Raw genomic sequence first — 24,755 nt, 5'->3', positions numbered from 1 at the left:
CGCCCCGGCCAAACGCTCCCCTGCCTGCCCGGAACCGGCCTGCCGCCTCCCGGAATTCGGTTGTCCACAGGCAACCCACGGCCCAGTCATGGCCAGTAATCTCGGCGTTCATGGAGCAGAGGCATCTCGGCCGCACCGGCCTGCGTGTGTCCCGCATCGGGCTCGGCACCCTGACCTGGGGCCGCGACACCGACGAGCACGACGCCGCGGACCTCTTGAAGACGTTCTGGGAAGCGGGCGGGACCCTCGTCGACACGGCGGACGTGTACGGGGACGGGGAGGCCGAGTACCTGCTGGGACGGCTGATAGAAGGCCTGGTTCCGCGCCGGGACCTCATCATCTCGACGAAGGCCGGCAGCGTGCCCGACCCGGACCGCCGTTTCGACGGCTCGCGCGGGCACCTCCTCGCCGCCCTCGACGCCTCGCTCACCCGGCTCGGCACGGACCACGTCGACGTGTGGCACGTACACGCCTTCGACCCGGACACCCCGCTGGAGGAGACCCTCCAGGCCCTCGACATCGCGGTGTCCAGCGGCCGCGCCCGCTACGCCGGCGTCTCCAACTTCTGCGGCTGGCAGCTCGCCAAGGCCGCCACCTGGCAGCTCGCCGCGCCGGGCACCCGGACCCGGCTGGCCAGTACGCAGATGGAGTACTCGCTGCTCCAGCGCGGCGTGGAGCGCGAGGTGCTGCCGGCCGCGCTGGACCTGGGCATCGGTCTGCTGCCCTCGTCGCCGCTGGGCCGGGGCGTCCTCACCGGCAAGTACCGGGGCGACGCCATGCCCCCGGACTCGCGCGGCGCCTCCGACCACTTCGCGCCCTTCGTCGAGCCGTACCTCGACGACACCGCGAGCCGCATCGTGGACGCCGTGACCACCGCGGCGGACGGGCTGGCGGTGACCCCGCTCCAGGTCGCCCTCGCCTGGGTCCGCGACCGGCCCGGCGTGACCGCCCCGATCGTCGGGACACGCACCGCGCAGCAGCTCACGGCGGTGTTGTCAGTGGAGGCCCTTAGTCTTCCTGACGAGATCTGCCGGGCGCTCGACGACGTGTCGGCGCCCGTGCACCGCTATCCCGATCACGACTGGAGCACGCTGTGAGCACGGAGCCGGAGACCACGGAGAACACCGGGCCGGGGACACCGGACGACGCCTCACCGACCGAGGGCACCGGATCCCCGCAGCCTGCGGAGGAGCGCCAGGACGCGGCCTCCGAGCACGCGGCGGAGACCGGGGCCCACGGCTCCGAGCACACGGCGGGGACCGCGGCCGACGGCTCCGGGACCGGCGCCGGCAGCCGTGCGCCGGGCTCCGCGGCCGGGGCTGACACCGCGTCCGACGGCTCAACGGACACGGCGGAGACGACGGCCGACGGCTCCGAGGCCGCGGAGGGCGGTGGCGGCCAGGAGTCCGAGGCCGGCGGAGCCGGCGGCGGGGAAGGCGCCCCGCAGCTCTCCGAGGCCGAGGCGGAGCTCGCCGCGCAGAAGCTGGAGCGGGAGCGGATCGAGCGGCGCAAGGCCGAGAAGAGGACGCCCATCGACAGCGGCGCCAAGCTCAGCGGCAAGGCGGCCGACCTGCTCGCGGCCGTACGGGCCGTGGAGGGCGGCGCGAAGCCCGCCGCCACCGTGTTCAGCGCGCCCGAGCCCGAGCCCACCCCTCGCCCGGCGGCCCCGGAGCCCGTTCGGCGACCGCAGCCGGTGGCCGCCGAGCCCGCCGCCGTCGCCTCGGTGCCCGCCCGGGAGACCGTCGAGGCCGTACGGCGCGTCCTGACCGGGGGTGGCGCGCCCGAGGCGCTGGCGCCGCAGGTCGCCGCCGTCCTCGGCGAGGGCGCCGAGGTCGTGCTGGCCGAGGACCCCTGGCAGTTGCTCCGCGTCCCCGGGGTCCGGCCCGAACAGGCCGACGGCTTCGCGCGGGCGCGGCTGGGCGCGGAGTGCTCCCCGGACGACGAGCGGCGGGGCCGCGCGGTGACGGTGTGGCTGCTGGAACAGGCGGCGCTGGCCGGGCACACCGCCCTGGAGCTGCCCACCCTGACGGCCGCGCTCACCCAGCGGGGCGTGCCGGACGCGGACGCGGCCGTGCAGAGCACGGTCGCGGAGGGCGAGGCCCTCGTCTTCCAGGACGCCCTGGAGGAGCCCGGGACCGCGCCGGCCAGGGCGAGTGACACCGCGGAGCCGCGGGAGTCGGAGGACGACGACGAGGAGGCCGCCCGCCCGGTCCGGGTCCTGGTCGCTCTGGAGCGGTACGCGCTCGCGGAGGAGAGCCTCGCCGACGGCCTGGCCCGCCTGGTCAACTCCCTGTCCAAGGAAGCTGCCGAGGAATGGGAGTCGGCCGCGGCGACGGCCCGCGGCAGCACGGCCGAGCTGATCCGCGCGGTCGCCGGGCACGGCCTGGTGCTGCACACCGGCGGTGAGGCGGCCCGTGCCGAAACGGCGGCCCTGCTCACCGCCGCCCGCGCCCTCGGCCTGCGTGCCGTCGCCGCCTGTCACACACCGGACGGACGGCGCGGGTTCGCCGCCCTGCTGGACGACCGCGACGGTGCCGTCGTCACCCTCCCCGGTCTGCTCTCCGGAGCCGAGGGACCCGGCCGCGACGCCGACGGCGCCCTCGCTCTCGACCTGCTGGTCCTGCTGGACGCGCCGCAGGTGGACGTGGAGAGCGCCGCGATGGTGGTGGAGGCGCTGCCCGACGGAGCCCGGCTGGTGCTCAGCGGGGACCCGGCACTGCTCTGGTCGGCCGGGCCCGGGCGGGTCTTCGCCGACCTGCTGGCCGCGCGCGTGTGCCCGCAGGTGGCCTCGCGCACCCCTGATCCCGGCCCGCTGGGCGAGCTGGTCTCCGGCATCGGCGTCGGCGAGCTGAACCAGGTGGACGCGCCCGGCAAGGAGATCGTGATCGTGCCGGTGCGGGACGCGGGCGAGGCCGTGCACCGGACCGTGCAGCTCGTCGCGGACTCGGTGCCGCGGGCCTTCGGCATCGCCCCGGAGCAGACGGTGGTGATCACCCCGGGCCACGGCGGCGCGGCCGGCACCCGCGCGCTGAACGCCGCGCTGAAGGAGCGCCTCAACCCCGGACCCGGCCGCTTCGGCGGTTTCGACCCCGGTGACCTGGTCGCCTACTCCCCCGCGCCGGGCCGGACGGTGCCGGGCCGGGTCGTGACGGCCGACGCGGACGGGCTGCACCTGTCCTGCGCGGGCGCCCCCGTGGTCGTACCGCGCGAGCGGGTCGACCAGTCCGTGCGGCACGGGTGGGCGCTGACCGCGCATCAGGCGGTGGGCGCCCGATGGCCGGCGGCGGTCGTGGTGCTGCCGGGCGACGCCGCGCAGGCCCTGTCCCGCCCCTGGGTCTACACGGCCTTCGGCCGGGCGGAGCGTCACCTCTCCGTGGTCCACGGGGTGGAGCAGGCCCTGCCGCGAGCCGTCGCCGAGGTCCCGCCCAAGCCGCGCACCACCCGGCTGCCCGTCCTGTTGCGGACGCAGGTGCCGGCGGCGGGCTGACGGACGGCAGAACGCGGACGGCGGCGGTGCCGGAGGTTCCCCCTCCGTCACCGCCGCCGTCCGGCGGGTCGGCCCCGGGCTACCGGTCGACGCGGTCCACGTCGAGCGGCTCCAGGTCCTCGTCCTCGTCCAGGTCGCCGTCGACATCGTCCTCGCCGTCGAGATCCTCCTCGACGTCGTCCTCCACGTCCTCGGTGTCCTCGATGTCCTCGACGCCCCGCGTGTCCTCGATGTCGTCGTCGAGGTCGTCGTCGAACACCGAGCTCACGTCGAAGCGGCAGACCACCCGCTGCGGGTCGAGCTGCTCGAAGGGCGTCTCCAGCCATTCACCCGGCTCGGCCGGTTCGTCGGCGGCCAGCACCCACAGCGTGGAGTCGCCCTCCTCCAGGCCGAACTCCTTGTGCCGGGAGGCGACCTCGTCCGGCTCGAACTCGCCGAACAGCAGCCCCAGCGCCCCGTGGATCGTGCCCGAGGCGGTGTTGTCCGCGCCGGCCACGCCGTCGTCCTCCACCGCCTCGACCCGCTCGGCCTGCGCCAGCAGCCGCTGCGGCTCCACGACGGCGTAGTCGCGGCGGATCAGGACGCTCAGCGCGTTCGGTTCCTCGGGTCCCGAGTACGGCGGCAGCGAGTCGTCGGCGCCGGGGATCTCGAAGGGGGTGACCTCGTCGTAGCGGTCGTAGAGCAGTTCGTCGTACGCCTCCGCGGCCGCGGCCAGCTGGTTGAACGCCTCGTAGACGGCCGGGTCGTCCTCTCCCGTCCTGCTCTCGACCGCGGCCAGGTGGCGGTCGAGCGCGGTCTTGACCGCCTCGACGGCGGCGCGTACCTCGGCAGCGGTGGGCTGCGCAGCATCAGACATAGTGCAGACGCTATCCGTACCGAGCCCCAGCCCGCACAATAGATGCGATGCCGGAATACGAATTTGTCGACGTGTACGTACCGCGCGGGGTCTCCCGCAAGGAGGCGACACGTCTGCTGACGGACCATGCCGAGTACGGACACTGGGAGTTGCACCGCCTGAGCCTGCTGCGCGACGGCAGCCGGAAGGTGCGGTTGCGCCGGCGGATCATCCGCCAGGTACGGGCCACGTGGTGAGTTGAACATGACGGAAACGGAGCGGGCCCCGCGGCGGCGGGGCCCGCTCCGTCGTGTGCGGCGCCGGGGTGCGGCGGGCGGTCACATCGAGGCGCGCGCCTTGCGGTAGAGCACCGCGCCCGCGAGCAGCATGCCCGCGCCGGCCGGCAGGGCGAGGCCCAGCGGCAGCTCGCTGCCGGTCTCGGCGAGCTGTGCGGAGGAGGTCTGCGCGGGCCGGTGAGCGGTCGAGTTGCCGGCCGGGGTCATGCGCTCGGGGGTGGAGGGCGCGCCCTGGGGGCCGGTCGGGCTGTCGCCGAAGTCGGCCGGCTTGCCGGGTCCGGGCTTGGCGGGCGTCTCCTGGTCGTCGCCGGGAGGGGTGCCGTAGTCGGGACCGGGACCGCTGTCGTTGACGCACTTGTTGCCGAGCGTCGGGTTGAGGGCGCCGACGACGTTGACGCCGTTGCCGCAGACGTTCACCGGCACGTGGACCGGTGCCTCGACGTGGTTGCCCGAGGCGACGCCGGGCGAGTCGTTGGTGTGTCCGTCCGCGTGCGCGCCGCCGGAGCCGCCGTTGCCGCCTCCGCCGCCGTAGCCGTCGTCGTCCTTGCCGTCGGTGCTCTGGTTGGTGCAGGCGTTGCCCATGGCCGGGTTGAGGATGCCGACGACGTCGACGGTGTTGCCGCAGACGTTGACCGGCACGTCGATCGGCGCCTGCACCGTGTTGCCCGACAGGACGCCGGGCGAGTGGGAGGCGGACCCGTTCGCCGCCGAGTCGGCGTGGGCGTAGCCGCCGGCGGCGGCGATCACACCGGTCGCCGCCGCCACGGTCATGAGGCTCTTGCGGGTGACCTGTCGCATTACTGAATCCCTGCTTTCGATTTCGTCCCGAATTGCTCGCATCATTCCAGCTCCGCGATTGCTTCGGGTTCTTCGATTTCTTCGGCTTTTCCTTCGACTTCCACAGGAAGTGACGCGGAAAAAGGCCGGTCGGCCCCGGAGCGCATGGCGCGCGCTCCGGGGCCGACGGTGTGGACGACCCCTCAGCGGGTCGGCGTCACTTGTTGATGCAGACGTTGCCGAAGGCGGGGTTCAGCAGCCCGATCACCGAGATCGTGTTGCCGCAGACGTTCACGGGGACGTGCACGGGAACCTGGACCACGTTGCCGGAAACGACACCCGGGGAGTGCACGGCGGCACCCTGGGCACCCGAGTCGGCGACGGCCATGCCCGCACCCGCGAGAACCAGACCACCGGTGGCAGCCGCAGCAGCGACGACCTTCTTGATCATTATTCCTCCTTGTTGGCAAAAGCGATCCCAAGTAGCGGATCGCATCACCAATAACGACGAGGAATTAATGAGGCTACGCGCTTATCGTCGCATTCACTCTTCCCAGTCACGCCCGCACACGCTGGCGAATACTGCAGTGTCGATTCAGTGGGCCAATTCGGGACAATTCCACGCCCCGAAGAGGGTTCAGGACGCGTCGATGAAGCGGTCGAGCACCCGCACCCCGAACTGCAGCCCGTCCACCGGCACCCGCTCGTCGACGCCGTGGAACATGCCGGCGAAGTCCAGCTCCGGCGGCAGCTTCAGCGGCGCGAAGCCGAAGCCGCGGATGCCGAGGTCGTCGAAGGACTTGGCGTCCGTGCCCCCGGAGAGCATGTAGGGGATGGCCTTGGCGGTGGGGTCCTCGGCGAGCAGCGCCGACTGCATCGCCTCCACCAGCGACCCGTCGAAGGACGTTTCCACGGCCTTGTCGGAGTGCACGTCCTCCCGACGCACCTTCGGGCCGAGGATCCGGTCGAGGTCGGCGAGGAACTCCTCCTCGTGCCCCGGCAGGAAGCGCCCGTCGACGTGGGCGGTGGCCTCGCCCGGGATGACGTTGACCTTGTAGCCGGCGCCGAGCTGGGTCGGGTTGGCCGTGTTCCGCAGGGTCGCGCCGATCAGCTTGGCGATACCGCCGAGCCGGGCGAGGGTCGACTCCATGTCCTCCGGGTCCAGCTCGGTGCCGAGGGCGTCGCCGAGCTCGTCGAGGAAGGCGCGGGTCGTCTTGGTCACCCGCACCGGGAACTCGTGCCGCCCGAGCCGGGCGACCGCCTCCGACAGCTCGGTGATCGCGTTGTCCCGGTGGATCATCGAACCGTGGCCTGCGGTGCCGGCGACGGTCAGCTTCATCCAGTGCATGCCCTTCTCGGCGGTCTGGATCAGGTAGAGCCGCCGCTGCTCGTTCACCGTGAAGGAGAACCCGCCCACCTCGCTGATCGCCTCGGTGACCCCTTCGAACAGGTCGGGGTGGCGGTCCACCAGGTACCGGGCGCCGTACGTGCCGCCCGCCTCCTCGTCGGCGAGGAACGCGAGGACGATGTCGCGCGGGGGCCTGCGCCCGCTGCGCAGCCGGTCACGCACGACCGCGAGGGTCATCGCGTCCATGTCCTTCATGTCGACGGCGCCCCGCCCCCACACGCACCCGTCGGCGACCTCGCCGGAGAAGGGGTCGTGGGTCCAGTCGGCCGCGTTGGCCGGCACGACGTCGAGGTGGCCGTGGATGAGCAGCGCGGGCCGGGACGGGTCCTCGCCCTCGATGCGGGCCACCGTGGAGGCGCGACCCGGGTGCGACTCGAAGATCTTCGGCTCCAGCCCCACCTCGGCGAGCTTCTCGGCGACCCACTCGGCCGCCTTGCGCTCGCCCGGGCCCGAGTGGTCGCCGTAGTTGCTGGTGTCGAACCGGATCAGCTCGCGGCAGAGGTCCACGACCTCGTCCTCGCCGGTGACGCCCCTGGCCGTGTCGTCCGTCGCACTCACGCTGGTTCCTCCCGCTGTCACTGCTGGTGGTTGCCCTCATCCTCCCCCGCCCGCCGTCCTCGCCCAAGACTGCTCCCGGCCCGTCACACGTCGTTCACGCCGGATGCGGCGGCACGGCCGGCCACCCGTGATCGGGCACCCCCGAAAGCCTGGTAATGTTTACGACGTCGCCGCGAGGGAAACCCCGCACGACAGACACCTTGTCCGGGTGGCGGAATGGCAGACGCGCTAGCTTGAGGTGCTAGTGCCCTTTATCGGGCGTGGGGGTTCAAGTCCCCCCTCGGACACGCGAGAAGAGCGAGGGCCGCGACCACCAGGTCGCGGCCCTCGCTCGTGGTGCGGGCGTCTTCCCCACCGCGGAGGTCGCTGCCCCCGCTCCCCGTGGCCGGAGCCGGGCGCCGGTCCAGCACAATGGCCGCCATGAACACCCGTGCCTGCCCCTGCGGTCTCCCCCGGCCCTACGACGCCTGCTGCGGCCGCTACCACTCCGGCGCCGCCGCGCCGACCGCCGAGGCCCTGATGCGGTCGCGGTACAGCGCCTTCGTGACGGGGGAGGCGGGGTACCTGCTGCGGACCTGGCATCCGCGGACGCGGCCCGGGCGGCTCGAGCTCGATCCGGGGCTGCGGTGGACCGGGCTGGAGATCCTCGACACGGTGGACGGCACCGCGTTCCACTCCACGGGGATCGTGGAGTTCCGGGCCTCCTACCGGGGCGGCGCGCTGCGTGAGCGGAGCCGGTTCGAGCGGTTCGACGGGGTCTGGGTGTACGTCGACGGGGAGTTCCCGCCGCAGTAGCGGGTCCCCGGGCCCCGGGTCACGGCGCGAGGATGTCCAGTTCCTGGAGCGCCCCCAGGGTGATCTCCCGGGTCAGCTCCTCCGCGCGGTCCGCGTCGCCCTCGCGGACGGCCTCGGCGACCCGGACGTGGAGGGTGACGGCGGCCGGGGCGGGGTCCTCGAACATGACCTCGTGGTGGGTCCGGCCGGCCAGGACCTCCGCGACGACGTCACCGAGGCGCGCGAACATCTCGTTGCCGGAGGCCGTGAGGATCACCCGGTGGAAGGCGACGTCGTGGACGAGGTACTCCTCCAGCCGGTGGCCGCGTGAGTTGGCGACCATGCCGAGCGCGCACTCGGTCAGCTCGGCGCACTGCTCCGCCGTGGCGTTCTGCGCCGCCAGGCGCGCCGCGGCCGGTTCGACGGCGGACCGCAGGACGGTGAGCGAGCGCAGCTGGTGGGGGCGGTCGGCGCCCTCCAGGCGCCAGCGGATGACCTGCGGGTCGTAGACGTTCCACTCGGCCTTCGGGCGTACGGTCACGCCCACCCGGCGGCGGGACTCGACGAGGTGCATGGACTCGAGGACGCGGACCGCCTCGCGCATCACCGAGCGGGAGACGTCGAATCGCTGGGCCAGTTCGTCCGTGCGCAGGACGCTGCCCGGAGGATACTCGCCGGCGGTGATCGCGGGGCCGAGGGTGTCCAGTACATGGCCGTGCAGACCCCGGCCCGGTGTGGTCATGCACTCAGCGTACGGGGTACGTCACGACGCCAAAAAGTCAGACTTATATGTCACAGACTCTTGTATTCGTCGTACCTAATGGGTTTCAGTTGCGTCGACATCACGTGTCGACGGAGACAGCAGGACAGTACGGAGACAGCAGGACAGTGAGGCAGCGATGAGTACCCCCCATGTCGTCGTGGTCATGGGCGTCGCGGGCACCGGGAAGACCACCATCGGTCCCCTGCTCGCGGCCCGGCTCGGCGTCCCGTACGCCGAGGGCGACGACTTCCACCCGCAGGCCAACATCGCCAAGATGTCGGCCGGCACTCCGCTCACCGACGAGGACCGGTGGCCCTGGCTGGACGCCATCGGCACCTGGGCGCAGGAGAGGGCGGGGCTCGGCGGGGTGGTGAGCTGCTCGGCACTGAAGCGGTCCTACCGGGACCGGCTGCGGGCCGCCGCGCCGGACCTGGTGTTCGTGCATCTGGCGGGCGACCGCGCGCTGATCGAGGACCGGATGTCGCACCGGCAGGGGCATTTCATGCCGACCGCGCTGCTCGACTCCCAGTTCGCCACCCTCCAGCCGCTCCAGGAGGACGAGGCCGGGGTCGTGGTGGACGTGTCGGGCAGCCCCGAGGAGATCACCCGACGGGCCGCGTCGGCCCTGACGGCGCTTTCCGAGCCGACCGCCTGACCCCCACACCCCCTCCCCCATCCCCCGTACCTGTAAGGGACACCCGTGACCAGACTCAGCGTCGAGATGCTGGCAGCGGACACCGTCGAGCCGATCACCTCGGCCGGCCACGCCCAGCTGGGCATCGCCGTGCTGGCGGGCATCGCCGTCATCGTCCTGCTGATCACCAAGTTCAAGTTGCACGCCTTCCTGGCGCTGACCATCGGCTCGCTCGCGCTCGGCGCGTTCGCCGGGGCACCGCTCGACAAGGCCATCACCAGCTTCACCACCGGCCTCGGCTCCACGGTGGCCGGAGTGGGCGTGCTGATCGCGCTCGGCGCGATCCTCGGCAAGATGCTCGCCGACTCCGGCGGCGCCGACCAGATCGTCGACACGATCCTCGCGAAGGCGGGCGGCCGTTCGATGCCGTGGGCGATGGTGCTGATCGCCTCGGTGATCGGCCTGCCGCTGTTCTTCGAGGTCGGCGTCGTGCTGCTGATCCCGGTCGTGCTGATGGTCGCCAAGCGCGGCAACTACTCGCTCATGCGGATCGGCATCCCCGCCCTCGCCGGTCTGTCCGTGATGCACGGACTCGTTCCGCCGCACCCGGGCCCGCTCGTCGCCATCGACGCGGTGCAGGCCAACCTCGGCGTCACGCTGGCGCTGGGCGTCCTGGTGGCCATACCGACGGTGGTCATCGCCGGTCCCCTCTTCTCACGGTTCGCCGCCCGCTGGGTGGACGTCCCCGCCCCGGAGCGGATGATCCCGCAGCGCCCCTCGGAGGAGCTGGAGAGGCGTCCCGGGTTCGGCGCCACGCTGGCGACCATCCTGCTGCCGGTGGTGCTGATGCTGGCCAAGGCGCTGGTCGACATCGTCGTGGACGACCCCGAGAACACCGTGCAGCGCGTCTTCGACGTCGTCGGCTCCCCGCTGATCGCCCTGCTCGCCGCCGTGCTCGTCGGCATCTTCACGCTGGGCCGGCCCGCCGGATTCTCCAAGGAGCGGATCTCGCAGCTCGTCGAGAAGGGTCTCGCGCCGATCGCGGGCATCCTGCTGATCGTCGGTGCGGGCGGTGGTTTCAAGCAGACGCTGATCGACTCCGGTGTCGGGCAGATGGTGCTGGAGATCTCCGGGGACTGGTCGATCCCGGCGCTGCTGCTGGCCTGGCTGATCGCGGTGGCGATCCGGCTGGCGACCGGTTCGGCGACGGTGGCGACGGTCTCGGCGGCCGGCCTGGTCGCTCCCCTCGCGGCCGACATGTCCACGACCCACGCGGCCCTGCTGGTCCTGGCCATCGGCGCCGGCTCGCTCTTCTTCAGCCACGTCAACGACGCCGGGTTCTGGCTGGTGAAGGAGTACTTCGGGCTGAGCGTCGGCCAGACCATCAAGACCTGGTCCGTGATGGAGACGATCATCTCGGTCGTCGCCGGCGGTGTGGTCCTGCTCCTCTCGCTGATCATCTAGAAGTACGGCGATGCGTCACCCCCTGTTCGACGTCCGCGGCCGTAGGGCCCTGGTCACCGGTTCCAGCCGGGGCATCGAAACCTCGCGCTCGCCCGCGGTCCGGCGGAGGCCGGCTGCACGGTGGTCCTCAACGGCCGGGACCGCGAGCGCCTCGAGCATGCCGCCGCGGAGCTTCCCGGCGACGCGGTGCACACGGCCGTGTTCGACGTCACCGACGGGGCGTCGGTGCGGGCCGGGATCGCGGACGTCGAACAGCGGGTCGGCCCGCTCGACATCACTTCGGCGCCTCCTGAGCGGGCGGGTGTCTGCTCACCCGCGCCAGAGCGGATGCTCCCGCTGCGCCCACTCCCGGCTCACCGCCCCCGTCCGCATGCCCCGCCGGGCCTCCGGATCGCCCAGGGCCATGCCGATGTGCCCGGCGAGGACGATGCCGATCGTCAGGGCCAGCCAGTCGTGGACGAAGGTGGCGCTGGTGCGCCACATGATCGGGGTGAGGTGGGTGAACCACATGATCAGCCCCGTGCCGAGCATCACCAGGGTGGCTCCGGCGATCCAGGCGGCGTAGATCTTCTGCCCCGCGTTGAACTTGCCGGCCGGCCGTGACTCCCGGCGCCGGTCGCGGCGGAGGGCGGCGCCCAGCCAGCGGCGGTCGTGCGGGCCGAAGCGGTTGAGGTGACCGAGGTCGGCGCGGAGGGCGCGGGAGGCGAGGCCCGCCAGGACGGGCACGGGCAGGGCGAGGCCGGCCCATTCGTGGACGCGGACCACCAGCTCGCGGCGGCCGACGAGCTGTGCGAGTTCGGGGACGTAGAGGAAGGCCGCGGTCAGCACGCAGACGCCCATCAGCAGGGCCGTCGTACGGTGCACCCAGCGTTCGGCCGGGCTGAAGCGGCGGATCCTCGTGGTGGCCGGGGCGACCTCAGCTCGTAGGCTCATCGTCGCGTCCGTTCGAGCGGCCGACCCAGGCGTCGACGTCGTAGCCGCGCTGCTCCCAGTAGCCGGGCCGCACCTTCTCTGTGACGGTGATGCCGGAGAGCCACTTGGCGGACTTGTAGAAGTACATGGGGGCGACGTAGAGGCGGACGGGGCCGCCGTGGGCGTGGCTCAGGTCCTCGTCCCGCATGCGCAGGGCGACCAGGACGTCGGCGCGGCGGGCCTGGGCGAGCGTGAGGCTCTCGGTGTAGGCGCCGTCGAAGCAGGTGAAGCGGACCGCGCCGGCCTGTGCGCGGACGCCGGCCGCGTCCAGCAGCGTGGACAGGCGTACGCCTTCGAAGGACGTCTCGGGCACCCGCCAGCCGGTGACGCACTGGACGTCCCTGACCAGGCGGGTCTGCGGCAGGGCCCTGAGGTCGGCCAGGGTGTGGATGGCGGGGCGGTCGACGAGGCCGTCGACGGTGAGGCGGTAGGTCTCGGCGTTCTTGTGCGGGACGGAGGACGCCACCGAGTAGTAGCGGAAGCCGCCGCCGTTGGGGAGCAGTCCGGTGAGTCCGGTGGGGTCCTTGTCGGCGGCACCGCCGAGGAAGCCTTCCAGGCCCCGCTGGAGGGTGGGCGCCGTGACGACGCCGAGGGCGCCCAGGCCGAGGGTGCCGAGGAGGACCCGGCGGCCGACGGGGGCTCCGCGTTCCTCGGGCTGTTCGGGGTTCACGGGACCATTCGAGCACTCGCGGGCGAGGCGGGGCCAGGGATCGAGGGACGCCGTCAGAATTCCGTCATCACTTCCCGCGCGGATCTCCCAGCGTGCTCCGGCGGCCGGGCGCCGCCGAGCGCTCCTTCCCGCGCCGCGCGGAAGGCGGTGTACGGGTCGCGGTCCGGGTACGACCAGGGCGCCGGGGTGACGTGGTCACCGATGCGGTGGAACAGGGGTGCCGCCTCGGCGGGCCGTCCCTCGCAGACCTTGGCGTGGGCGAGGAAGTTCAGGTCGACCAGGCGGCGCGGGTGGCCGTCGTGCTCCCACTCCAGCCACCAGTCGAAGGCGGCCTTCATCACGTCCCGGGCCCGGTGGTCGCGCCAGTGCGCGGCCGTCGCCGGGTCGGCGGGCGCGAGGCCGTGGGAGGCGAGGGCGCGGTAGCGCTCGGCGTGCGCGACGATCGGGAGGATGGCGAGCGGGGAGTCGGCGGGGGCCTGTTCGGCGGCCCAGGCGGCGAAGTCGTAGACCTCGTGCAACGGGTCCGGGCCGGCGGCGGCGCGGCGCTCGGCGAGCAGGGCGACCATCAGGTGGTGGGCGTGGTGGTGGTCGCGGTGGCGGGCCCGGATCTCCTCGAAGATCCGGACGGCGTCGGAGGAGCCGTCGCGCTCCAGCATCAGCAGGCCGAGCCAGGGTGTGGGATCGGCGGGCGTACGCCCGGCGGCGTCCCGGCAGGCCGCGCGGGCGCGGTCCGGGTCCTCCTTGCCGCGGAGGGCGCGCCGCACCTGGGCCAGGGCGAGCAGGACGGCCGCGTCGGCGGAGCCCGGTTCGGCGAGCAGCCACTCGTGGGCCCAGGCGGCGGCGTACGGTTCGAGGGCGAGGACGGCGACGCGGTGGCCGCGGCGGTCCCAGTCGTCGCCGGTGTGGGCGAGCAGGGAGCGGGCGCTCTGCCAGCGGCCTTGCGCCAGCGCGGCGCGGGCGGCGGAGAGATCGGTGTCGTCCAGGGCCGCGCCCGGGTCCGCGTCGGGCGGGCGGGCCGCGCGATCGCGGTCTCGCTCGTGGTCTCGGTCCCGGTCGACCGGGAGGGGGGATGGGGGCACCGCGGGACTTCCTCATCCTCCTCGGTGACGGGCCTCACGTCGGCCCGCGATCGGCCGATCACCCACAGCAAAACCCCGGGGGCGCCCGTCGTCAAGGGCCGGGGTCACATGACAGGTGTCAACTGGCCACCGTCCCAGGGGACTTGATCGCGCCCCACCCCTGGTGGGCACGGTGCGCACCGCCGCGGTGTGGCGTACGCCATGGCGCCGCCCGGCCCGGTCGCGCAGCATGGGCTACGGTCGCCCCCGCGTCCCCGGCCCCGCGCCGGTCCCGTCGGACGCCGTGACCGCGTCAGCCGCCCGGTACCGGGGTCCTACCCCGAAGCCGTGTCCGGGCGCCCCCAGGGCTCCGCGAGCGCTGGGACGCCGCAGTCGGCCGCTACGCCCTCCCGTGGCCCGACCCGATCATCGAGGTACTCAGCGTGTCGGTTCTGGTTCTGGTTCTCGCCGTGAGCGCCGCCTGCTGTCTGGGCTTCGGATTCGTCCTCCAGCAGAACGCGGCCCAGAAGGCTCCCCTCGGCGACTTCCTCTCGCCCCGGCTGCTGCTCGACCTGATGCGGGTGCCGCGCTGGCTGGGCGGCATCGGGCTGATGGCGGCCGGCATGGTCCTGGGCGCGATCGCCCTCGGCAACGGGGAGATCTCCCTGGTCGAGCCGCTGCTGGCGACGAACCTCCTCTTCGCCCTCGCCCTCTCCCGCCACCAGACCAGGCAGTCCCTGGGCCGTCAGGGCTGGGCGGGACTGCTGCTGCTCGCGGGCGGGGTGACCGCGTTCATCGTGGCGGGCGAGCCGCGCGGCGGCACGGCGGTCGACGATCCGCTGCGGCACTGGCTGATCATCGGTGTGATGGTCGGACTCGCCCTGCTGCTCACGGCGTACGCCAAGCGGTCACGGCTGTCCGCGGCCCCGGTGCTGCTCGCCCTCGCGGCGGGGCTCCTCTACGGCGTCCAGGACGCGTTGACCCGGGTCAGCGGGGAGCTCTTCGCCGAGGGCGGCCTCCTCCAGCTGCTGACCGGCTGGCAGCCGTACGCCGTGCTGCTCCTCGGGATCACCGGGCTCATCCTCGTGCAGAGCGCGTTCGAGACGGCGCCGCTGCGCATGTCGCTGCCCGCGCTGACCGGGGCCCAGCCGCTCGCCGGGATCATCTGCGGGGTCGGCTTCCTCGGGGACCGGCTGCGCACCGACGCCGGCGCGCTGGCCTGGGAGGCGGCGGGACTCGCGGCGGTCGTCGCGGGCATCGTGCTGCTGGGGCTGCATCCGGCGATGCCGCAGGGCGCGGCCGTGCCGGAGCGGGTGCGCGCACGCGTACTCCAGCCTCAGTGACGCCGGCGGGCCCGCCCCTGCTTGGATGGGCCCATGAGCGCTGCTGACGAGATCCTCGACGTCGTCGACGAGCACGACCGGGTCATCGGACAGTCCCCACGGGGCGAGGTCTACGCGGAGGGCCTGCGCCACCGCTGCGTCTTCATCCAGGCGAGGGACGCGGACGGCCGGATCTTCGTCCACCGCCGCACCCCCGGCAAGCTGGTCTTCCCCTCCCTCCACGACATGTTCGTCGGCGGTGTGGTCGGCGCGGGCGAGGCCTACGACGACGCGGCCCTGCGCGAGGCCGAGGAGGAACTCGGCGTGCGCGGGCTGCCCCGGCCGGAGTTCCTCTTCAAGTTCCTGTACGACGACGGCGCCGGTCTGAGCTGGTGGTCGGCCGTCTACGAGGTGCGCTGCGCGCTGCCCGTGCGTCCCCAGGTGGAGGAGGTCGCCTGGTACGGCTTCCTGTCCGACGAGGAGGTCGAGCGGCGGCTGTCGGAGTGGGAGTGGGTGCCGGACGGGCTGGCGGCGTACGAGCGGCTCAGGGCCTTCCGGGCGGGGGGCTGAGCGGCGCGGGCGCCGCGCAGGAGGGCGGCGGTGCCGCCGGTCCCGCCGCCGAGCGGTCCGTCGCCCGGCAGCGCTTCTCCTGACGGGCGCCGGGTAGGGTCCTGCGCGTGATCGAGTTCCTACGGAACGTCCGGTTGTGGTTCGCGCCCGAGGCGGTGCGTCGGGAGGGGAGCACGCCCGACTACCGGTTCTCGCTGGCCAACGAGCGTACGTTCCTGGCGTGGCTGCGCACCGCGCTCGCCCTGATCGGCGGCGGGTTCGCGGTGGACCAGTTCCTGCCGGACCTGCGGTGGGGGTGGCGGGTCGGGCTCGCCCTCGCGCTGCTGGCGGCGGGCGTCCTGTGCTCCTTGCGCGCGGTGAACCACTGGGTTCGGTGCGAGCGCGCGATGCGGCGGGGCGAGGACCTGCCGGCGTCGCGCTTCCCGGCGCTACTGAGCCTCGTCGTCGCGGTGGTGGCCGTCGCGATGGTCGTCGTGGTGCTGCTCGGGTGGGAGGGGTGAGCGGCGAACGCGATCCCGGGCTCCAGCCCGAGCGGACCCGGCTCGCCTGGCGGCGGACGACGCTGTCGAGTACCGTCGCCGCGGTCCTCGCCGTGAGGACCGCGCTGCACGGCGGTGCGACACCCGTCGCGATCGTCATCTGCGCCCTGTGCTGCGCCCTCTGGCTGGGCTTCCTGCTCCTCGCCCACCACCGGATCCGCGTCCTGGCCTCGGCGACCGCGCCCCCGGCCCTGGCCGCGCGCCAGGCCACGGCCATGGCGTTGTGCGCGGTGGCGATGGCGGTGTGCGGGGCGGCCCTGGTGCTGTAGCCGGGGTGTCAGGCAGGCGCCTGACTGCCGTCACCCTCCTCCGCGGCGCCGCTCGCCGTCACGGCCCGCGCGCCCGCTCCCCCTCCCGGCCCGCGCACCCCGCTCCCCCTCACCACGCCATCTCCTCCCTCTCCCACTCCACCGTCACCACGATCTTGCCCCGCGTCCGCCCCTCCTCGTTCGACCGGTACGCGTCCGCCGAGCGTTCCAGGGGGTACGTCTCCGAGACGTGCACGGAGACCACGCCCTGTTCGGCGAGTTCGGCCAGGCGGGTGAGGTCGTCGGGGTCGGGACGGACGAAGCAGTAGCGACCGCCGTAGTCGACCGCGTCGGCGTCGGCGATGGAGACCAGACGGCCCTCCGGGGCCAGCAGGTTGGCGGAGATCTTCAGGGTGTCGCCGCCGACGGTGTCGAAGGCCGCGTCCACGCCCTCGGGGGCCAGGCCCCGGACCCGTTCGCCCAGACCGTCGCCGTGGGCCACGGGCTCGCCGCCGAGGGAGCGCACGAAGTCGTGGTTGGCCTCGCTCGCCGTACCGATCACCCGGGCGCCCAGGTGGCGGGCGATCTGGACGGCGATCGAGCCGACGCCGCCCGCGGCCGCGTGGATCAGGACGGTCTCCCCGCGCTTCACCTGGAGGGCCTTGATCAGCACCTGGTAGGCGGTGAGTCCCACCAGCGGCAGTCCCGCGGCCTCCTCCCAGGTGAGATTGCGCGGCTTGCGGGCGAGGGTGCGCACGGGGGCGGCGACGTACTCGGCGAGGGTGCCGCGGGAGAGGAAGTCCTCGCGGACGTAGCCGATGACCTCGTCGCCCACCGAGAACTCCGTGACGGACGGGCCGGGCCGCACCACGACGCCGGAGACGTCCCAGCCGGGGACCACGGGGAAGACGGTGTCGAGGACGCCGTCGAGGTAGCCCCGCCGGGCCTTCCAGTCGACGGGGTTGACGGCCGCCGCCCGCACCTTGACCAGCACCGAGTCGGGGCCGATCTTGGGGTCGCGGACCTCCCCGTACTCGAGGACCTCGGGACCGCCGTACCGGCTGTAGCTGATGCCCTTCATGCCACCGACCCTCCGGGGTGGTCGATCACCGCGCAAGCCCGGATGCCCGGATGTGTGCCGTTCGCGTGGCGGCCCTGCCGTCTCCCGTTCCGTGCCCGCGAGGGGGTGCGGCATCAGCGCCCTCCGCCTGGAGCGCATCGCCCACCACCCGGAGCACACCGTCCGCCGGACGGCCGAGGAGGCGTCCGGAAAGGCGCGCCCGGCGGCGGTCCGGGTTCTGCCCGGCGAGCAGTCGGCCTAGGGTGGCCCCGATCACGTTGGGCACCGCTACTGGACGACATACCGACCGGTCGGCATCATGGTCAGGTCCCGTTCACCTGTCCGTAGGAGCGACGCATGAGCCCCGACCACCCGCCCGGACTCGACCTCGACCGGCTGCGCACCCTGCTCGACCGCGAGCGGCCCGGTCTGGTCCACGGCCCGCTCACCGGCCGGCTGATCGAGGGCGGACGGTCGAACCTCACCTACGCGGTCTCCGACGGCGAGGCGAAGTGGGTCGTACGGCGGCCCCCGCTGGGCCACGTCCTGGCCACCGCGCACGACATGCGGCGCGAGCACCGGGTGATCAGCGCCCTGCACCCGACCAGCGTGCCGGTGCCCCGTCCGGTGCTGCTGTGCGAGGACGAGGAGGTGCTCGGGGCGCCCTTCTACGTGATGGAGTTCGTGGCCGGCACGCCCTACCGGACGGCCGACCAGCTCGCCCCGCTCGGCCCGGAGCGCACCCGGGCCGCGGTGCTCTCCCTGGTGGACACGCTCGTGGAGCTGCACGCGGTGGACCCCGCCGAGGTGGGCCTGGCCGACTTCGGCCGCCCCGAGGGGTTCCTGGACCGTCAGCTGCGCCGCTGGGGCAAACAGCTCGACGCCTCCCGCAACCGCGAACTGGCCGGCATCGACGAACTGCACGCGACCCTCGGCCGCCGGCTGCCCTCCTCCCCCGCCCCGGCCGTCGTGCACGGCGACTACCGGCTCGACAACGTGCTGATCGACGAGGACGACCGGATCAGGGCGATCCTCGACTGGGAGATGTCCACGCTCGGCGACCCGCTCACCGACCTGGGGCTGCTGGTGATGTACAGCATGCCGCTCGGCATGCCCGACTCCCCCGTCTCCACGACCGCGGAGGCCCCGGGACACCCGGATCCGGCCGAACTGATCGAACGGTACGCCGCCCGCTCGGGGCGCGACGTGTCGGCCGTGTCCTGGTACACGGCGTTCGCGTGGTTCAAGCTCGCCGTGATCCTGGAGGGCATCCACTACCGCTACACCCTGGGCCAGACCGTCGGCCGCGGTTTCGACCGCATCGGCGACCTGGTGCCCGTCTTCATCGACCACGGACTGACCACTCTCCAGGAAGGCTGACGGCCATGGACTTCGCGTTCGACGCGCGCACCGAGGAACTGCGCGCCAAGCTGCTCGCCTTCATGGACGAGCACGTCTACCCGGCCGAGCCGGTCGCCGAGGAGCAGCGCGCCCGGCTCGCCTCGCCGTGGGACACCCCGGCCGTCGTGGAGGAGCTGAAGGCCGAGGCCCGTCGCCAGGGCCTGTGGAACCTCTTCCTCCCCGACTCCGAGTACGGCGCCGGGCTGACCAACCTCCAGTACGCGCCGCTGGCCGAGATCACCGGCCGCAGCCCGCAGCTCGCGCCCACCGCGCTGAACTGCGCGGCGCCGGACACCGGCAACATGGAGGTGCTCGCGCAGTTCGGCGACGAGCGGCAGCGGAAGCAGTGGCTGGAGCCGCTGCTGGCCGGGGAGATCCGCTCCGCGTTCGCCATGACCGAGCCGGAGGTGGCCTCCTCCGACGCCACGAACATCACCACGCACATCGAGCGGGACGGAGACGAGTACGTCGTCACCGGCCGCAAGTGGTACATCTCCGGGGCGATGAACCCGGACTGCCGGATCTTCATCGTGATGGGCAAGACGGACCCGGACGGCGCCGACATCCGCCGCCAGCAGTCCATGGTGCTCGTGCCCCGTGACACCCCGGGCGTGACCGTCCAGCGGGCGATGAAGGTCTTCGGCTACGAGGACCACTACCACGGTGGCCACGCCGAGGTGGTCTTCGACCACGCGCGCGTACCGGTGACCAACCTGATCGGCGAGGAGGGCGGCGGCTTCGCCATCGCGCAGGCCCGGCTCGGCCCGGGCCGCATCCACCACTGCATGCGGCTGATCGGCATGGCCGAGCGCGCCATCGAGCTGATGTGCCGGCGGGCGGTGTCGCGTACGGCGTTCGGCAAGGCGCTGGGACAGCAGGGCGTGGTCCACAACTGGATCGCGGACGCGCGGGTGACCGTCGAGCAGCTGAGGCTGCTGGTGCTGAAGACGGCCTGGATGATGGACACGGTCGGCAACCGGGGCGCCCACACGGAGATCCAGGCGATCAAGATCGCCACGCCTCGCGCGGTCGTCGACATCATCGACCGGGCGATCCAGCTGCACGGCGCGGGCGGCGTCAGCCAGGACTTCCCGCTGGCCGAGCTGTACGCCGGGGCGCGGACGCTGATGATCGCCGACGGTCCGGACGAGGTGCACCAGCGGTCGCTGGCGCGGCGGGAGCTGAAGAAGTACGTGTGACCGGTGGGGCGTGCGGGGGGTTCTCGCCCCCGCCGCCCCTTTCCGTCCGTCCCGTCCCCGGGGGCTGCCGCCCCCGGACCCCCTTCGGCCCTGAGCAGGCCTCGTCCTCGGACGCCGGACGGGCTGCATTCGGCGCGGCCCTCGACCGATGCGAGCCATCGAAGGCTCCGGGAGGGGGCGTGGAGGGGCGAACGCGGCGCCGGCTACGGCCGCAGCGCTCTCAGCAGCAGGTCCGCCAGGTGGTCGGCGACCTCCTGGGGGCTCATCGGGCCGTCGGGCCGGTACCAGGTGGACAGGTGGTGCACGGACCCGAAGTGGTAGTCCACCACCAGGTCGGCCGGAGTCGCCGTGGAGAAGACGCCCGCCGTCTGGCCCTCCTCCACGAGGGCGCGGAAACGCTCGTGGTAGCGGCGGCGCTCGGCGCGCACCTGCTTGTTCTTCTCGGGACTCAGGTGGTGCATCGAGCGGAAGAAGATCGACGCGTCGTCGAGGTTCTCGATCGTCGTGACGACCACGTCGGCCGCCGCGTCCCTGAGGCGCTTCTCGATCGGCTCGTCGGCGTCCGCGAACGCGTCGAGCCTCTCCTGCTGGACGCGCAGCACGCGCGCGTACACCTCGTGCAGGAGGTCGTCCTTGGAGCCGAAGTAGTGGTACAGGGCTCCCTTGGTGACGCCGGCCGCCTCGACGATCTCCTGCACGGAGGTGCGGTCGTAGCCCTGCTCGGCGAAGAGCCGGGTGGCGGCGGCCAGCAGCCGCTGCGGCACGGGGGTCCCGTCGCCGTCCGTCGTCCTGGGCACTGCCGCCACCTGCCTTTCTCGTCGCCTTCTCGGCGTTGCCTACTGGCTGTCGTGCGTGCGGGAACGCAGTTCCCGCCGGAGGATCTTCCCACTGGCCGTCTTGGGCAAGTCGGGCAGGACCTCCACCTGCCGCGGGTACTTGTAGGCGGCCAGTCTCTCCTTGCAGTACACCGCGAGTTCGTCCGGGTCCGTCTCGGCGCCCGGGCGGAGGCTGATGTAGGCCTTGACGGTCTCCCCGCGGTAGCCGTCGGGCACCCCGACCACGGCTGCCTCGCGCACCGCCGGGTGGGTGTACAGGACGTCCTCGACCTCGCGCGGCCACACCTTGAAGCCGGACGCGTTGATCATGTCCTTCTTGCGGTCGACGACGTACAGCCAGCCCTGTTCGTCCATGAAGCCGATGTCGCCGGTGCGCAGTTCCCCGTCGGGGAAGGTCTCGGCGGTGGCGTCGGGGCGGCGCCAGTACCCGGGCACGACCTGCGGACCCCGTACGACGATCTCGCCCTGCTCGCCGAAGGGCACCTCCGCGCCCCGGTCGTCGACGATCCGCACGACCGTGTCGGGGCCGGGCACGCCGACCGCGAGCGTCCCGGAGACCGGGTCGACCGGCGCCTCCAGGTGGGGCGGGACGGACGCGCAGGGGGCGGTGCACTCGGTGAGGCCGTAGCCGTTGCGGATGTAGGGGCCGAAGCCGGCCCGGAACTTCTCCACCAGGGCGGGCGGCAGCGGGGCGCCGCCGGAGGAGATGGTCACGAAGGACGAGAAGTGGTCGCGGGTGACGGCCGGGTGGGCGGCCAGCGCCATGAACGCCGTGGACGGGCCGACGGTGTAGTGCGGGCGGTGCTCGGCGAACGCCTCCAGCACGACGCCCGCCTCGAACCGGTACGTCAGGACGAGGGTGCCCGCGCTGTTCAGGCAGGCGCCGAGCTGGCAGACCATGCCGGTGATGTGGAAGAGGGGCGCGAGCGCGTAGTAGACGGGCGCCTCGGGCAGGTGCAGCCCGGTGCTCTGCCGCTCGGCGTTGAACATGATGTTGGCGTGCGTGTTGGTGGCGCCCTTGGGGGCGCCGCTGGTGCCCGAGGTGTAGCTGATCAGCGCGGTGTCGGAGGCGGCCGGGGCGCGGCCCTCGGGCGCCCGGTGGCCGGCGCGGGCCACGGCGGTGAGGTCGTCGGCGTCCGGCGCCTGCGGCAGCCGCTCGAAGGTGAGCACGCGCGCGTCGCCGCGGGTCTGGAAGTCGAGCTCGCACCCGGTGAGCACGATCCGCACCGGGGAGTCGGCGGCCGTCTCGCGCAGGTACGACTCCCAGGCCCGGTCGGAGCAGAGCAGCGCGGCGACCTCGCCGTCGCGCAGGACGTGGGCCACCTCCCCCGCCTTGTACATCGGGTTGACCGGGACGACGGTGGCGCCCGCCTTCCAGGCGCCGAGGACGGCGAGGACGAAGTGCGGGGAGTTCTGGAGCAGGACGGCGACCCGGTCGCCGCGCTCGAGGCCGCGGGCGGCCAGGTGGCCGGCGACGGAGTCGCTCAGCTCGTCCGCCTCGCGGTAGGTGAGCCGACCGTCGAAATAGGTGAGGAAGGTGCGCTCGGGGGCCTCCTCGACAGCCCGGCGCAGGGCGTGCACCAGGGAGTCGGCGGGGTCGACCGGGGCGCGCTGGGCCTCGTCGAGGAGGGCCAGCCAGGGCTTGGCGGCGTAGCGGGAGGCGGTCACTCGGCGGCCTCCCACTTCTGCTGGAGGTGGTTCATGTTCGTCAGCCAGCGGTCGGGGTCGGCGGCCCGTGCCTGGTAGTACCCGGCGACCTCGGGGTGCGGCAGGATCAGGAAGCGGTCCTCCTCGATTCCCCGGAACAGCGCGTCGGCCACGTCCTTCGGTTCGATCGCGGTCGGCCGGAGCACCAGGTCGCCGGCGGTGCCGCTGGCCGTCAGCATGTCGGTGCGCACGCCCTGGGGGCAGATCGCGTGGACCTTGATCCCGCGGTGGCGGTAGGTCAGCGACAGCCACTCGGCGAAGGCGTACGCGCCGTGCTTGGTGACGCTGTAGGGGGCGGCGCCGATCATCGTCAGCAGTCCGGCGGCGGAGACGGTGGAGACGAACCGGCCGCGGCCGCGCTCCAGCCAGTCCGGGAGCAGGGTGTGGGCCGCGCGGACGTGGGCCATGACGTTGACGTCCCAGGCGAGCTCCCACACGGCCTCCCCGGCCGCCTCGGTTCCGCCCGAGCCGACCCCGGCGTTGGCGCAGTAGACGTCGACGGTGCCGCCGAGGGCGTCGCGGGCGTCGGCGACGATCCCGGAGGCGTCGCCGGGGAGCGCGATCCCGCCGATCTCGTCGGCGACGGACTTCGCCCGGTCCGCGTCCAGGTCGTTGACGACGACCCGGGCCCCCTCGGCGGCGAAACGGCGGGCCAGCGCGGCGCCTATGCCGCCTCCCGCCCCGGTGACGACGACTCCAGCACCCTGCACGGCTTCCACCAGCGGTCTCCTTCGACACGACTGCGGCACGACATGACAAGCGTCGGCCCTGCTGCCTGTCAGACTAACCGGTCGGTATGTTTCAGGAAAGGGTCGCCGCAGCACCCTAGGGGCGCGGGACCGTGGCGCCCAGCGGCCTCGCCGCGTGCGCGACCGGCGGTCACCCGCACCCGACACACCGCACACGGGAGCACCCATGCGCCTGTCCAGAAGAGCCGTACTCGCCGGAGCGACGGCCGCCGCCTGCCTCCCCCTGCCCGCGGGGGCCGCCGGACACGGCCTGCGCACCGGGTTCGAGAGGCTGGCCGCCGACGGGTACGGCCTCCTCGCCGGAGACCGCGTCGGCGTGGTCACGAACCCCACCGGCGTCACCCGCGACGTCCGCCACATGGTCGACGTCATGCACGCCGACGACCGTGTGAACCTGGTGGCCGTCTTCGGACCCGAGCACGGCTTCCGGGGCACCGCGCAGGCGGGCGGCTCCGAGGGCCGGTACGACGACCCGGCGACCGGGCTGCCCGTCCACGACACGTACCTCAAGAGCGGCCGTCCGCTCGCGGACGTCTTCACCGCCTCCGGCGTCGACACGGTCGTCTTCGACATCCAGGACGTGGGCGCCCGGTTCTACACGTACATCTGGACGCTGTACGACTGCATGGAGGCGGCGCGGCTGGCCGGCAAGCGGTTCGTGGTCCTCGACCGGCCGAATCCGGTGACCGGGCGGGCGGCCCTCGGGCCGGTGCTCCGCCCGGAGTTCGCGAGCTTCGTCGGGCGGCAGCCGATCGCGCAGGCACACGGGATGACGGTCGCGGAGCTGGCCGTGCTGTTCAACCGGGAGTTCCTGGCCGCGCCGGTGGTGCTGGACACCGTACGGATGACCGGGTGGCGGCGGTCGGAGTGGTACGACGCCTCGGGGCTGCCGTGGGTGCCGGCGAGCCCGAACATGCCGACGCCCGACACGGCCCTGGTGTACGCGGGGACGTGCCTCTTCGAGGGGACCAACCTGTCGGAGGGACGGGGCACCACCCGCCCGTTCGAACTCCTGGGCGCGGAGGGTGTCGACGGGCGGTGGGCGGCCGCCGTCAACGAGCTCGGGCTGCCCGGCGCGCACTTCCGCGAGGCGTACTTCACGCCGGCCTTCTCCAAGTTCCAGGGGAAGACCGTCGGCGGCGTGCAGATCCATGTGCACGACCGGGACGCCTACGACCCCGTCCGCACCGGGATCGCCCTCCTGGTGACGGCCAGACGGGTCTGGAACGGCTTCGCCTGGCGCTCCGACCACTGGATCGACAAGCTCACCGGTTCCAGCCGGGTGCGCACGGCGATCGACGCGGGCGCGGGCGTCGACGAGGTGGTGGCGGGGTGGCGGGAGGAGCTGGCCGCCTTCCGGCGCGTACGGCGGGAGTACCTGCTGTACGGATGAGCCGTGACGTCTGGCCAAGTCCCGCGGTTGGCAGG

The 24,755-nt window shown here is 73.0% G+C and carries 26 protein-coding genes, 1 tRNA gene and 1 pseudogene; 16 read left to right on the top strand and 12 right to left on the bottom strand.

The window, feature by feature from the left end:
- Nucleotides 1-110: 110 nt before the first annotated feature.
- The gene (locus tag ACIHAR_RS20150; protein WP_400020781.1) at nucleotides 111-1,097 is read left to right on the top strand and encodes an aldo/keto reductase; all 987 of its coding nucleotides are present in this window, start codon (nucleotides 111-113) and stop codon (nucleotides 1,095-1,097) included.
- Nucleotides 1,094-3,487 carry a helix-hairpin-helix domain-containing protein gene (locus ACIHAR_RS20145; RefSeq protein ID WP_400020779.1) on the top strand — a complete coding sequence of 798 codons (2,394 nt, stop codon included), beginning with the start codon at nucleotides 1,094-1,096 and terminating at the stop codon, nucleotides 3,485-3,487. Before ACIHAR_RS20150 ends, ACIHAR_RS20145 begins: the two co-directional genes overlap by 4 nt.
- A gap of 79 nt (nucleotides 3,488-3,566) precedes the next feature.
- Here ACIHAR_RS20145 and ACIHAR_RS20140 read toward each other — a convergent pair whose 3' ends face one another.
- Nucleotides 3,567-4,343 carry a hypothetical protein gene (locus tag ACIHAR_RS20140; RefSeq protein ID WP_400020777.1) on the bottom strand — a complete coding sequence of 259 codons (777 nt, stop codon included), beginning with the start codon at nucleotides 4,341-4,343 and terminating at the stop codon, nucleotides 3,567-3,569.
- 47 nt (nucleotides 4,344-4,390) lie between these two features.
- On the opposite strand from ACIHAR_RS20140, the gene ACIHAR_RS20135 reads away from it, so the two are divergent.
- Nucleotides 4,391-4,579 carry a DUF5703 family protein gene (locus ACIHAR_RS20135; RefSeq protein ID WP_365455908.1) on the top strand — a complete coding sequence of 63 codons (189 nt, stop codon included), beginning with the start codon at nucleotides 4,391-4,393 and terminating at the stop codon, nucleotides 4,577-4,579.
- A gap of 81 nt (nucleotides 4,580-4,660) precedes the next feature.
- Here the strand turns inward: ACIHAR_RS20135 and ACIHAR_RS20130 are convergent, their stop codons facing one another.
- The 3 genes from ACIHAR_RS20130 to ACIHAR_RS20120 form a co-directional block, all read right to left on the bottom strand.
- Nucleotides 4,661-5,416, bottom strand: coding sequence for a chaplin family protein (locus ACIHAR_RS20130; RefSeq protein ID WP_400020775.1), 756 nt, complete (start codon nucleotides 5,414-5,416; stop codon nucleotides 4,661-4,663).
- 196 nt (nucleotides 5,417-5,612) lie between these two features.
- Entirely contained in the window at nucleotides 5,613-5,846 is a 234-nt protein-coding gene (gene chpH, locus ACIHAR_RS20125; protein WP_388754384.1) for a chaplin ChpH, read from the bottom strand.
- 186 nt (nucleotides 5,847-6,032) lie between these two features.
- Complete coding sequence (locus ACIHAR_RS20120; RefSeq protein ID WP_384654469.1) at nucleotides 6,033-7,361, bottom strand: M20/M25/M40 family metallo-hydrolase; 1,329 nt, start codon at nucleotides 7,359-7,361, stop codon at nucleotides 6,033-6,035.
- A gap of 202 nt (nucleotides 7,362-7,563) precedes the next feature.
- Here ACIHAR_RS20120 and ACIHAR_RS20115 point away from each other — a divergent pair.
- Nucleotides 7,564-7,648: transfer RNA gene (locus ACIHAR_RS20115), tRNA-Leu, on the top strand.
- A gap of 133 nt (nucleotides 7,649-7,781) precedes the next feature.
- Entirely contained in the window at nucleotides 7,782-8,156 is a 375-nt protein-coding gene (locus ACIHAR_RS20110) for a YchJ family protein (RefSeq protein WP_400020772.1), read from the top strand.
- 19 nt (nucleotides 8,157-8,175) lie between these two features.
- Here ACIHAR_RS20110 and ACIHAR_RS20105 read toward each other — a convergent pair whose 3' ends face one another.
- Complete coding sequence (locus ACIHAR_RS20105) at nucleotides 8,176-8,877, bottom strand: FCD domain-containing protein (RefSeq protein ID WP_365455923.1); 702 nt, start codon at nucleotides 8,875-8,877, stop codon at nucleotides 8,176-8,178.
- Nucleotides 8,878-9,034: 157 nt separating this feature from the next.
- Here ACIHAR_RS20105 and ACIHAR_RS20100 point away from each other — a divergent pair, with 157 nt between their 5' ends.
- The 3 genes and pseudogenes from ACIHAR_RS20100 to ACIHAR_RS20090 form a co-directional block, all read left to right on the top strand.
- Nucleotides 9,035-9,553 carry a gluconokinase gene (locus tag ACIHAR_RS20100; RefSeq protein ID WP_365455926.1) on the top strand — a complete coding sequence of 173 codons (519 nt, stop codon included), beginning with the start codon at nucleotides 9,035-9,037 and terminating at the stop codon, nucleotides 9,551-9,553.
- Between the two features lie 45 nt (nucleotides 9,554-9,598).
- A complete protein-coding gene (locus ACIHAR_RS20095) occupies nucleotides 9,599-10,996 on the top strand; it encodes a GntP family permease (protein WP_400020769.1) in 1,398 nt (465 codons plus the stop codon).
- 10 nt (nucleotides 10,997-11,006) lie between these two features.
- A pseudogene (locus tag ACIHAR_RS20090) lies at nucleotides 11,007-11,272 on the top strand (SDR family NAD(P)-dependent oxidoreductase); the annotation flags it as partial.
- 33 nt (nucleotides 11,273-11,305) lie between these two features.
- Here ACIHAR_RS20090 and ACIHAR_RS20085 read toward each other — a convergent pair.
- From ACIHAR_RS20085 to ACIHAR_RS20075, 3 genes are read right to left on the bottom strand one after another with little or no spacing between them, the layout of a single operon-like run.
- The gene (locus tag ACIHAR_RS20085) at nucleotides 11,306-11,929 is read right to left on the bottom strand and encodes a cytochrome b/b6 domain-containing protein (protein ID WP_365455932.1); all 624 of its coding nucleotides are present in this window, start codon (nucleotides 11,927-11,929) and stop codon (nucleotides 11,306-11,308) included.
- On the bottom strand, nucleotides 11,913-12,638 hold the full coding sequence (locus tag ACIHAR_RS20080) for a molybdopterin-dependent oxidoreductase (protein ID WP_400020767.1): 726 nt from the start codon (nucleotides 12,636-12,638) through the stop codon (nucleotides 11,913-11,915). The genes ACIHAR_RS20085 and ACIHAR_RS20080 overlap by 17 nt, the downstream gene beginning before the upstream one ends.
- A gap of 53 nt (nucleotides 12,639-12,691) precedes the next feature.
- The gene (locus ACIHAR_RS20075; protein ID WP_400020765.1) at nucleotides 12,692-13,717 is read right to left on the bottom strand and encodes a hypothetical protein; all 1,026 of its coding nucleotides are present in this window, start codon (nucleotides 13,715-13,717) and stop codon (nucleotides 12,692-12,694) included.
- Between the two features lie 422 nt (nucleotides 13,718-14,139).
- Between ACIHAR_RS20075 and ACIHAR_RS20070 the strand changes: the two genes are divergently transcribed.
- The 4 genes from ACIHAR_RS20070 to ACIHAR_RS20055 all read left to right on the top strand — a co-directional run bounded on the left by ACIHAR_RS20070 (nucleotide 14,140) and on the right by ACIHAR_RS20055 (nucleotide 16,396).
- The gene (locus tag ACIHAR_RS20070) at nucleotides 14,140-15,039 is read left to right on the top strand and encodes a DMT family transporter (protein WP_365455938.1); all 900 of its coding nucleotides are present in this window, start codon (nucleotides 14,140-14,142) and stop codon (nucleotides 15,037-15,039) included.
- A 33-nt stretch (nucleotides 15,040-15,072) separates the two neighbouring features.
- Nucleotides 15,073-15,588, top strand: a complete 516-nt coding sequence (locus ACIHAR_RS20065) for an NUDIX domain-containing protein (protein ID WP_365455941.1) — start codon at nucleotides 15,073-15,075, stop codon at nucleotides 15,586-15,588.
- A gap of 107 nt (nucleotides 15,589-15,695) precedes the next feature.
- Nucleotides 15,696-16,088 carry a DUF202 domain-containing protein gene (locus ACIHAR_RS20060; RefSeq protein WP_365455944.1) on the top strand — a complete coding sequence of 131 codons (393 nt, stop codon included), beginning with the start codon at nucleotides 15,696-15,698 and terminating at the stop codon, nucleotides 16,086-16,088.
- Nucleotides 16,076-16,396, top strand: a complete 321-nt coding sequence (locus ACIHAR_RS20055) for a DUF202 domain-containing protein (protein WP_365455947.1) — start codon at nucleotides 16,076-16,078, stop codon at nucleotides 16,394-16,396. The genes ACIHAR_RS20060 and ACIHAR_RS20055 overlap by 13 nt, the downstream gene beginning before the upstream one ends.
- Nucleotides 16,397-16,505: 109 nt before the next feature.
- Here ACIHAR_RS20055 and ACIHAR_RS20050 read toward each other — a convergent pair whose 3' ends face one another.
- A complete protein-coding gene (locus tag ACIHAR_RS20050; protein ID WP_365455950.1) occupies nucleotides 16,506-17,456 on the bottom strand; it encodes an NADP-dependent oxidoreductase in 951 nt (316 codons plus the stop codon).
- A gap of 91 nt (nucleotides 17,457-17,547) precedes the next feature.
- On the opposite strand from ACIHAR_RS20050, the gene ACIHAR_RS20045 reads away from it, so the two are divergent.
- The 3 genes from ACIHAR_RS20045 (at nucleotide 17,548) to ACIHAR_RS20035 (ending at nucleotide 20,035) form a co-directional block, all read left to right on the top strand.
- Nucleotides 17,548-17,697: a hypothetical protein gene (locus ACIHAR_RS20045; RefSeq protein ID WP_400020760.1), complete on the top strand. Its 150-nt coding sequence runs from the start codon at nucleotides 17,548-17,550 to the stop codon at nucleotides 17,695-17,697.
- A gap of 95 nt (nucleotides 17,698-17,792) precedes the next feature.
- Nucleotides 17,793-18,815 carry a phosphotransferase family protein gene (locus tag ACIHAR_RS20040; protein WP_365455956.1) on the top strand — a complete coding sequence of 341 codons (1,023 nt, stop codon included), beginning with the start codon at nucleotides 17,793-17,795 and terminating at the stop codon, nucleotides 18,813-18,815.
- Nucleotides 18,816-18,820: 5 nt separating this feature from the next.
- Nucleotides 18,821-20,035 carry an acyl-CoA dehydrogenase family protein gene (locus ACIHAR_RS20035; protein WP_365455959.1) on the top strand — a complete coding sequence of 405 codons (1,215 nt, stop codon included), beginning with the start codon at nucleotides 18,821-18,823 and terminating at the stop codon, nucleotides 20,033-20,035.
- A 203-nt stretch (nucleotides 20,036-20,238) separates the two neighbouring features.
- Here the strand turns inward: ACIHAR_RS20035 and ACIHAR_RS20030 are convergent, their stop codons facing one another.
- Genes ACIHAR_RS20030 through ACIHAR_RS20020 form a run of 3 tightly spaced genes read right to left on the bottom strand, consistent with a single transcriptional unit; the run spans nucleotide 20,239 to nucleotide 23,300 of the window.
- Nucleotides 20,239-20,832: a TetR/AcrR family transcriptional regulator gene (locus ACIHAR_RS20030; RefSeq protein WP_365455962.1), complete on the bottom strand. Its 594-nt coding sequence runs from the start codon at nucleotides 20,830-20,832 to the stop codon at nucleotides 20,239-20,241.
- A 39-nt stretch (nucleotides 20,833-20,871) separates the two neighbouring features.
- Complete coding sequence (locus ACIHAR_RS20025; RefSeq protein ID WP_400020757.1) at nucleotides 20,872-22,539, bottom strand: class I adenylate-forming enzyme family protein; 1,668 nt, start codon at nucleotides 22,537-22,539, stop codon at nucleotides 20,872-20,874.
- A complete protein-coding gene (locus tag ACIHAR_RS20020) occupies nucleotides 22,536-23,300 on the bottom strand; it encodes an SDR family oxidoreductase (protein WP_365456149.1) in 765 nt (254 codons plus the stop codon). Before ACIHAR_RS20020 ends, ACIHAR_RS20025 begins: the two co-directional genes overlap by 4 nt.
- Before the next feature lie 193 nt (nucleotides 23,301-23,493).
- Between ACIHAR_RS20020 and ACIHAR_RS20015 the strand changes: the two genes are divergently transcribed.
- Entirely contained in the window at nucleotides 23,494-24,720 is a 1,227-nt protein-coding gene (locus ACIHAR_RS20015; RefSeq protein WP_365455968.1) for a DUF1343 domain-containing protein, read from the top strand.
- Nucleotides 24,721-24,755 lie beyond the last annotated feature (35 nt).

Source organism: Streptomyces sp. NPDC052016, from assembly GCF_044548445.1.
In the GTDB taxonomy this organism is placed as follows: domain Bacteria; phylum Actinomycetota; class Actinomycetes; order Streptomycetales; family Streptomycetaceae; genus Streptomyces.
This window is presented reverse-complemented; position numbering and strand designations above follow the sequence as displayed.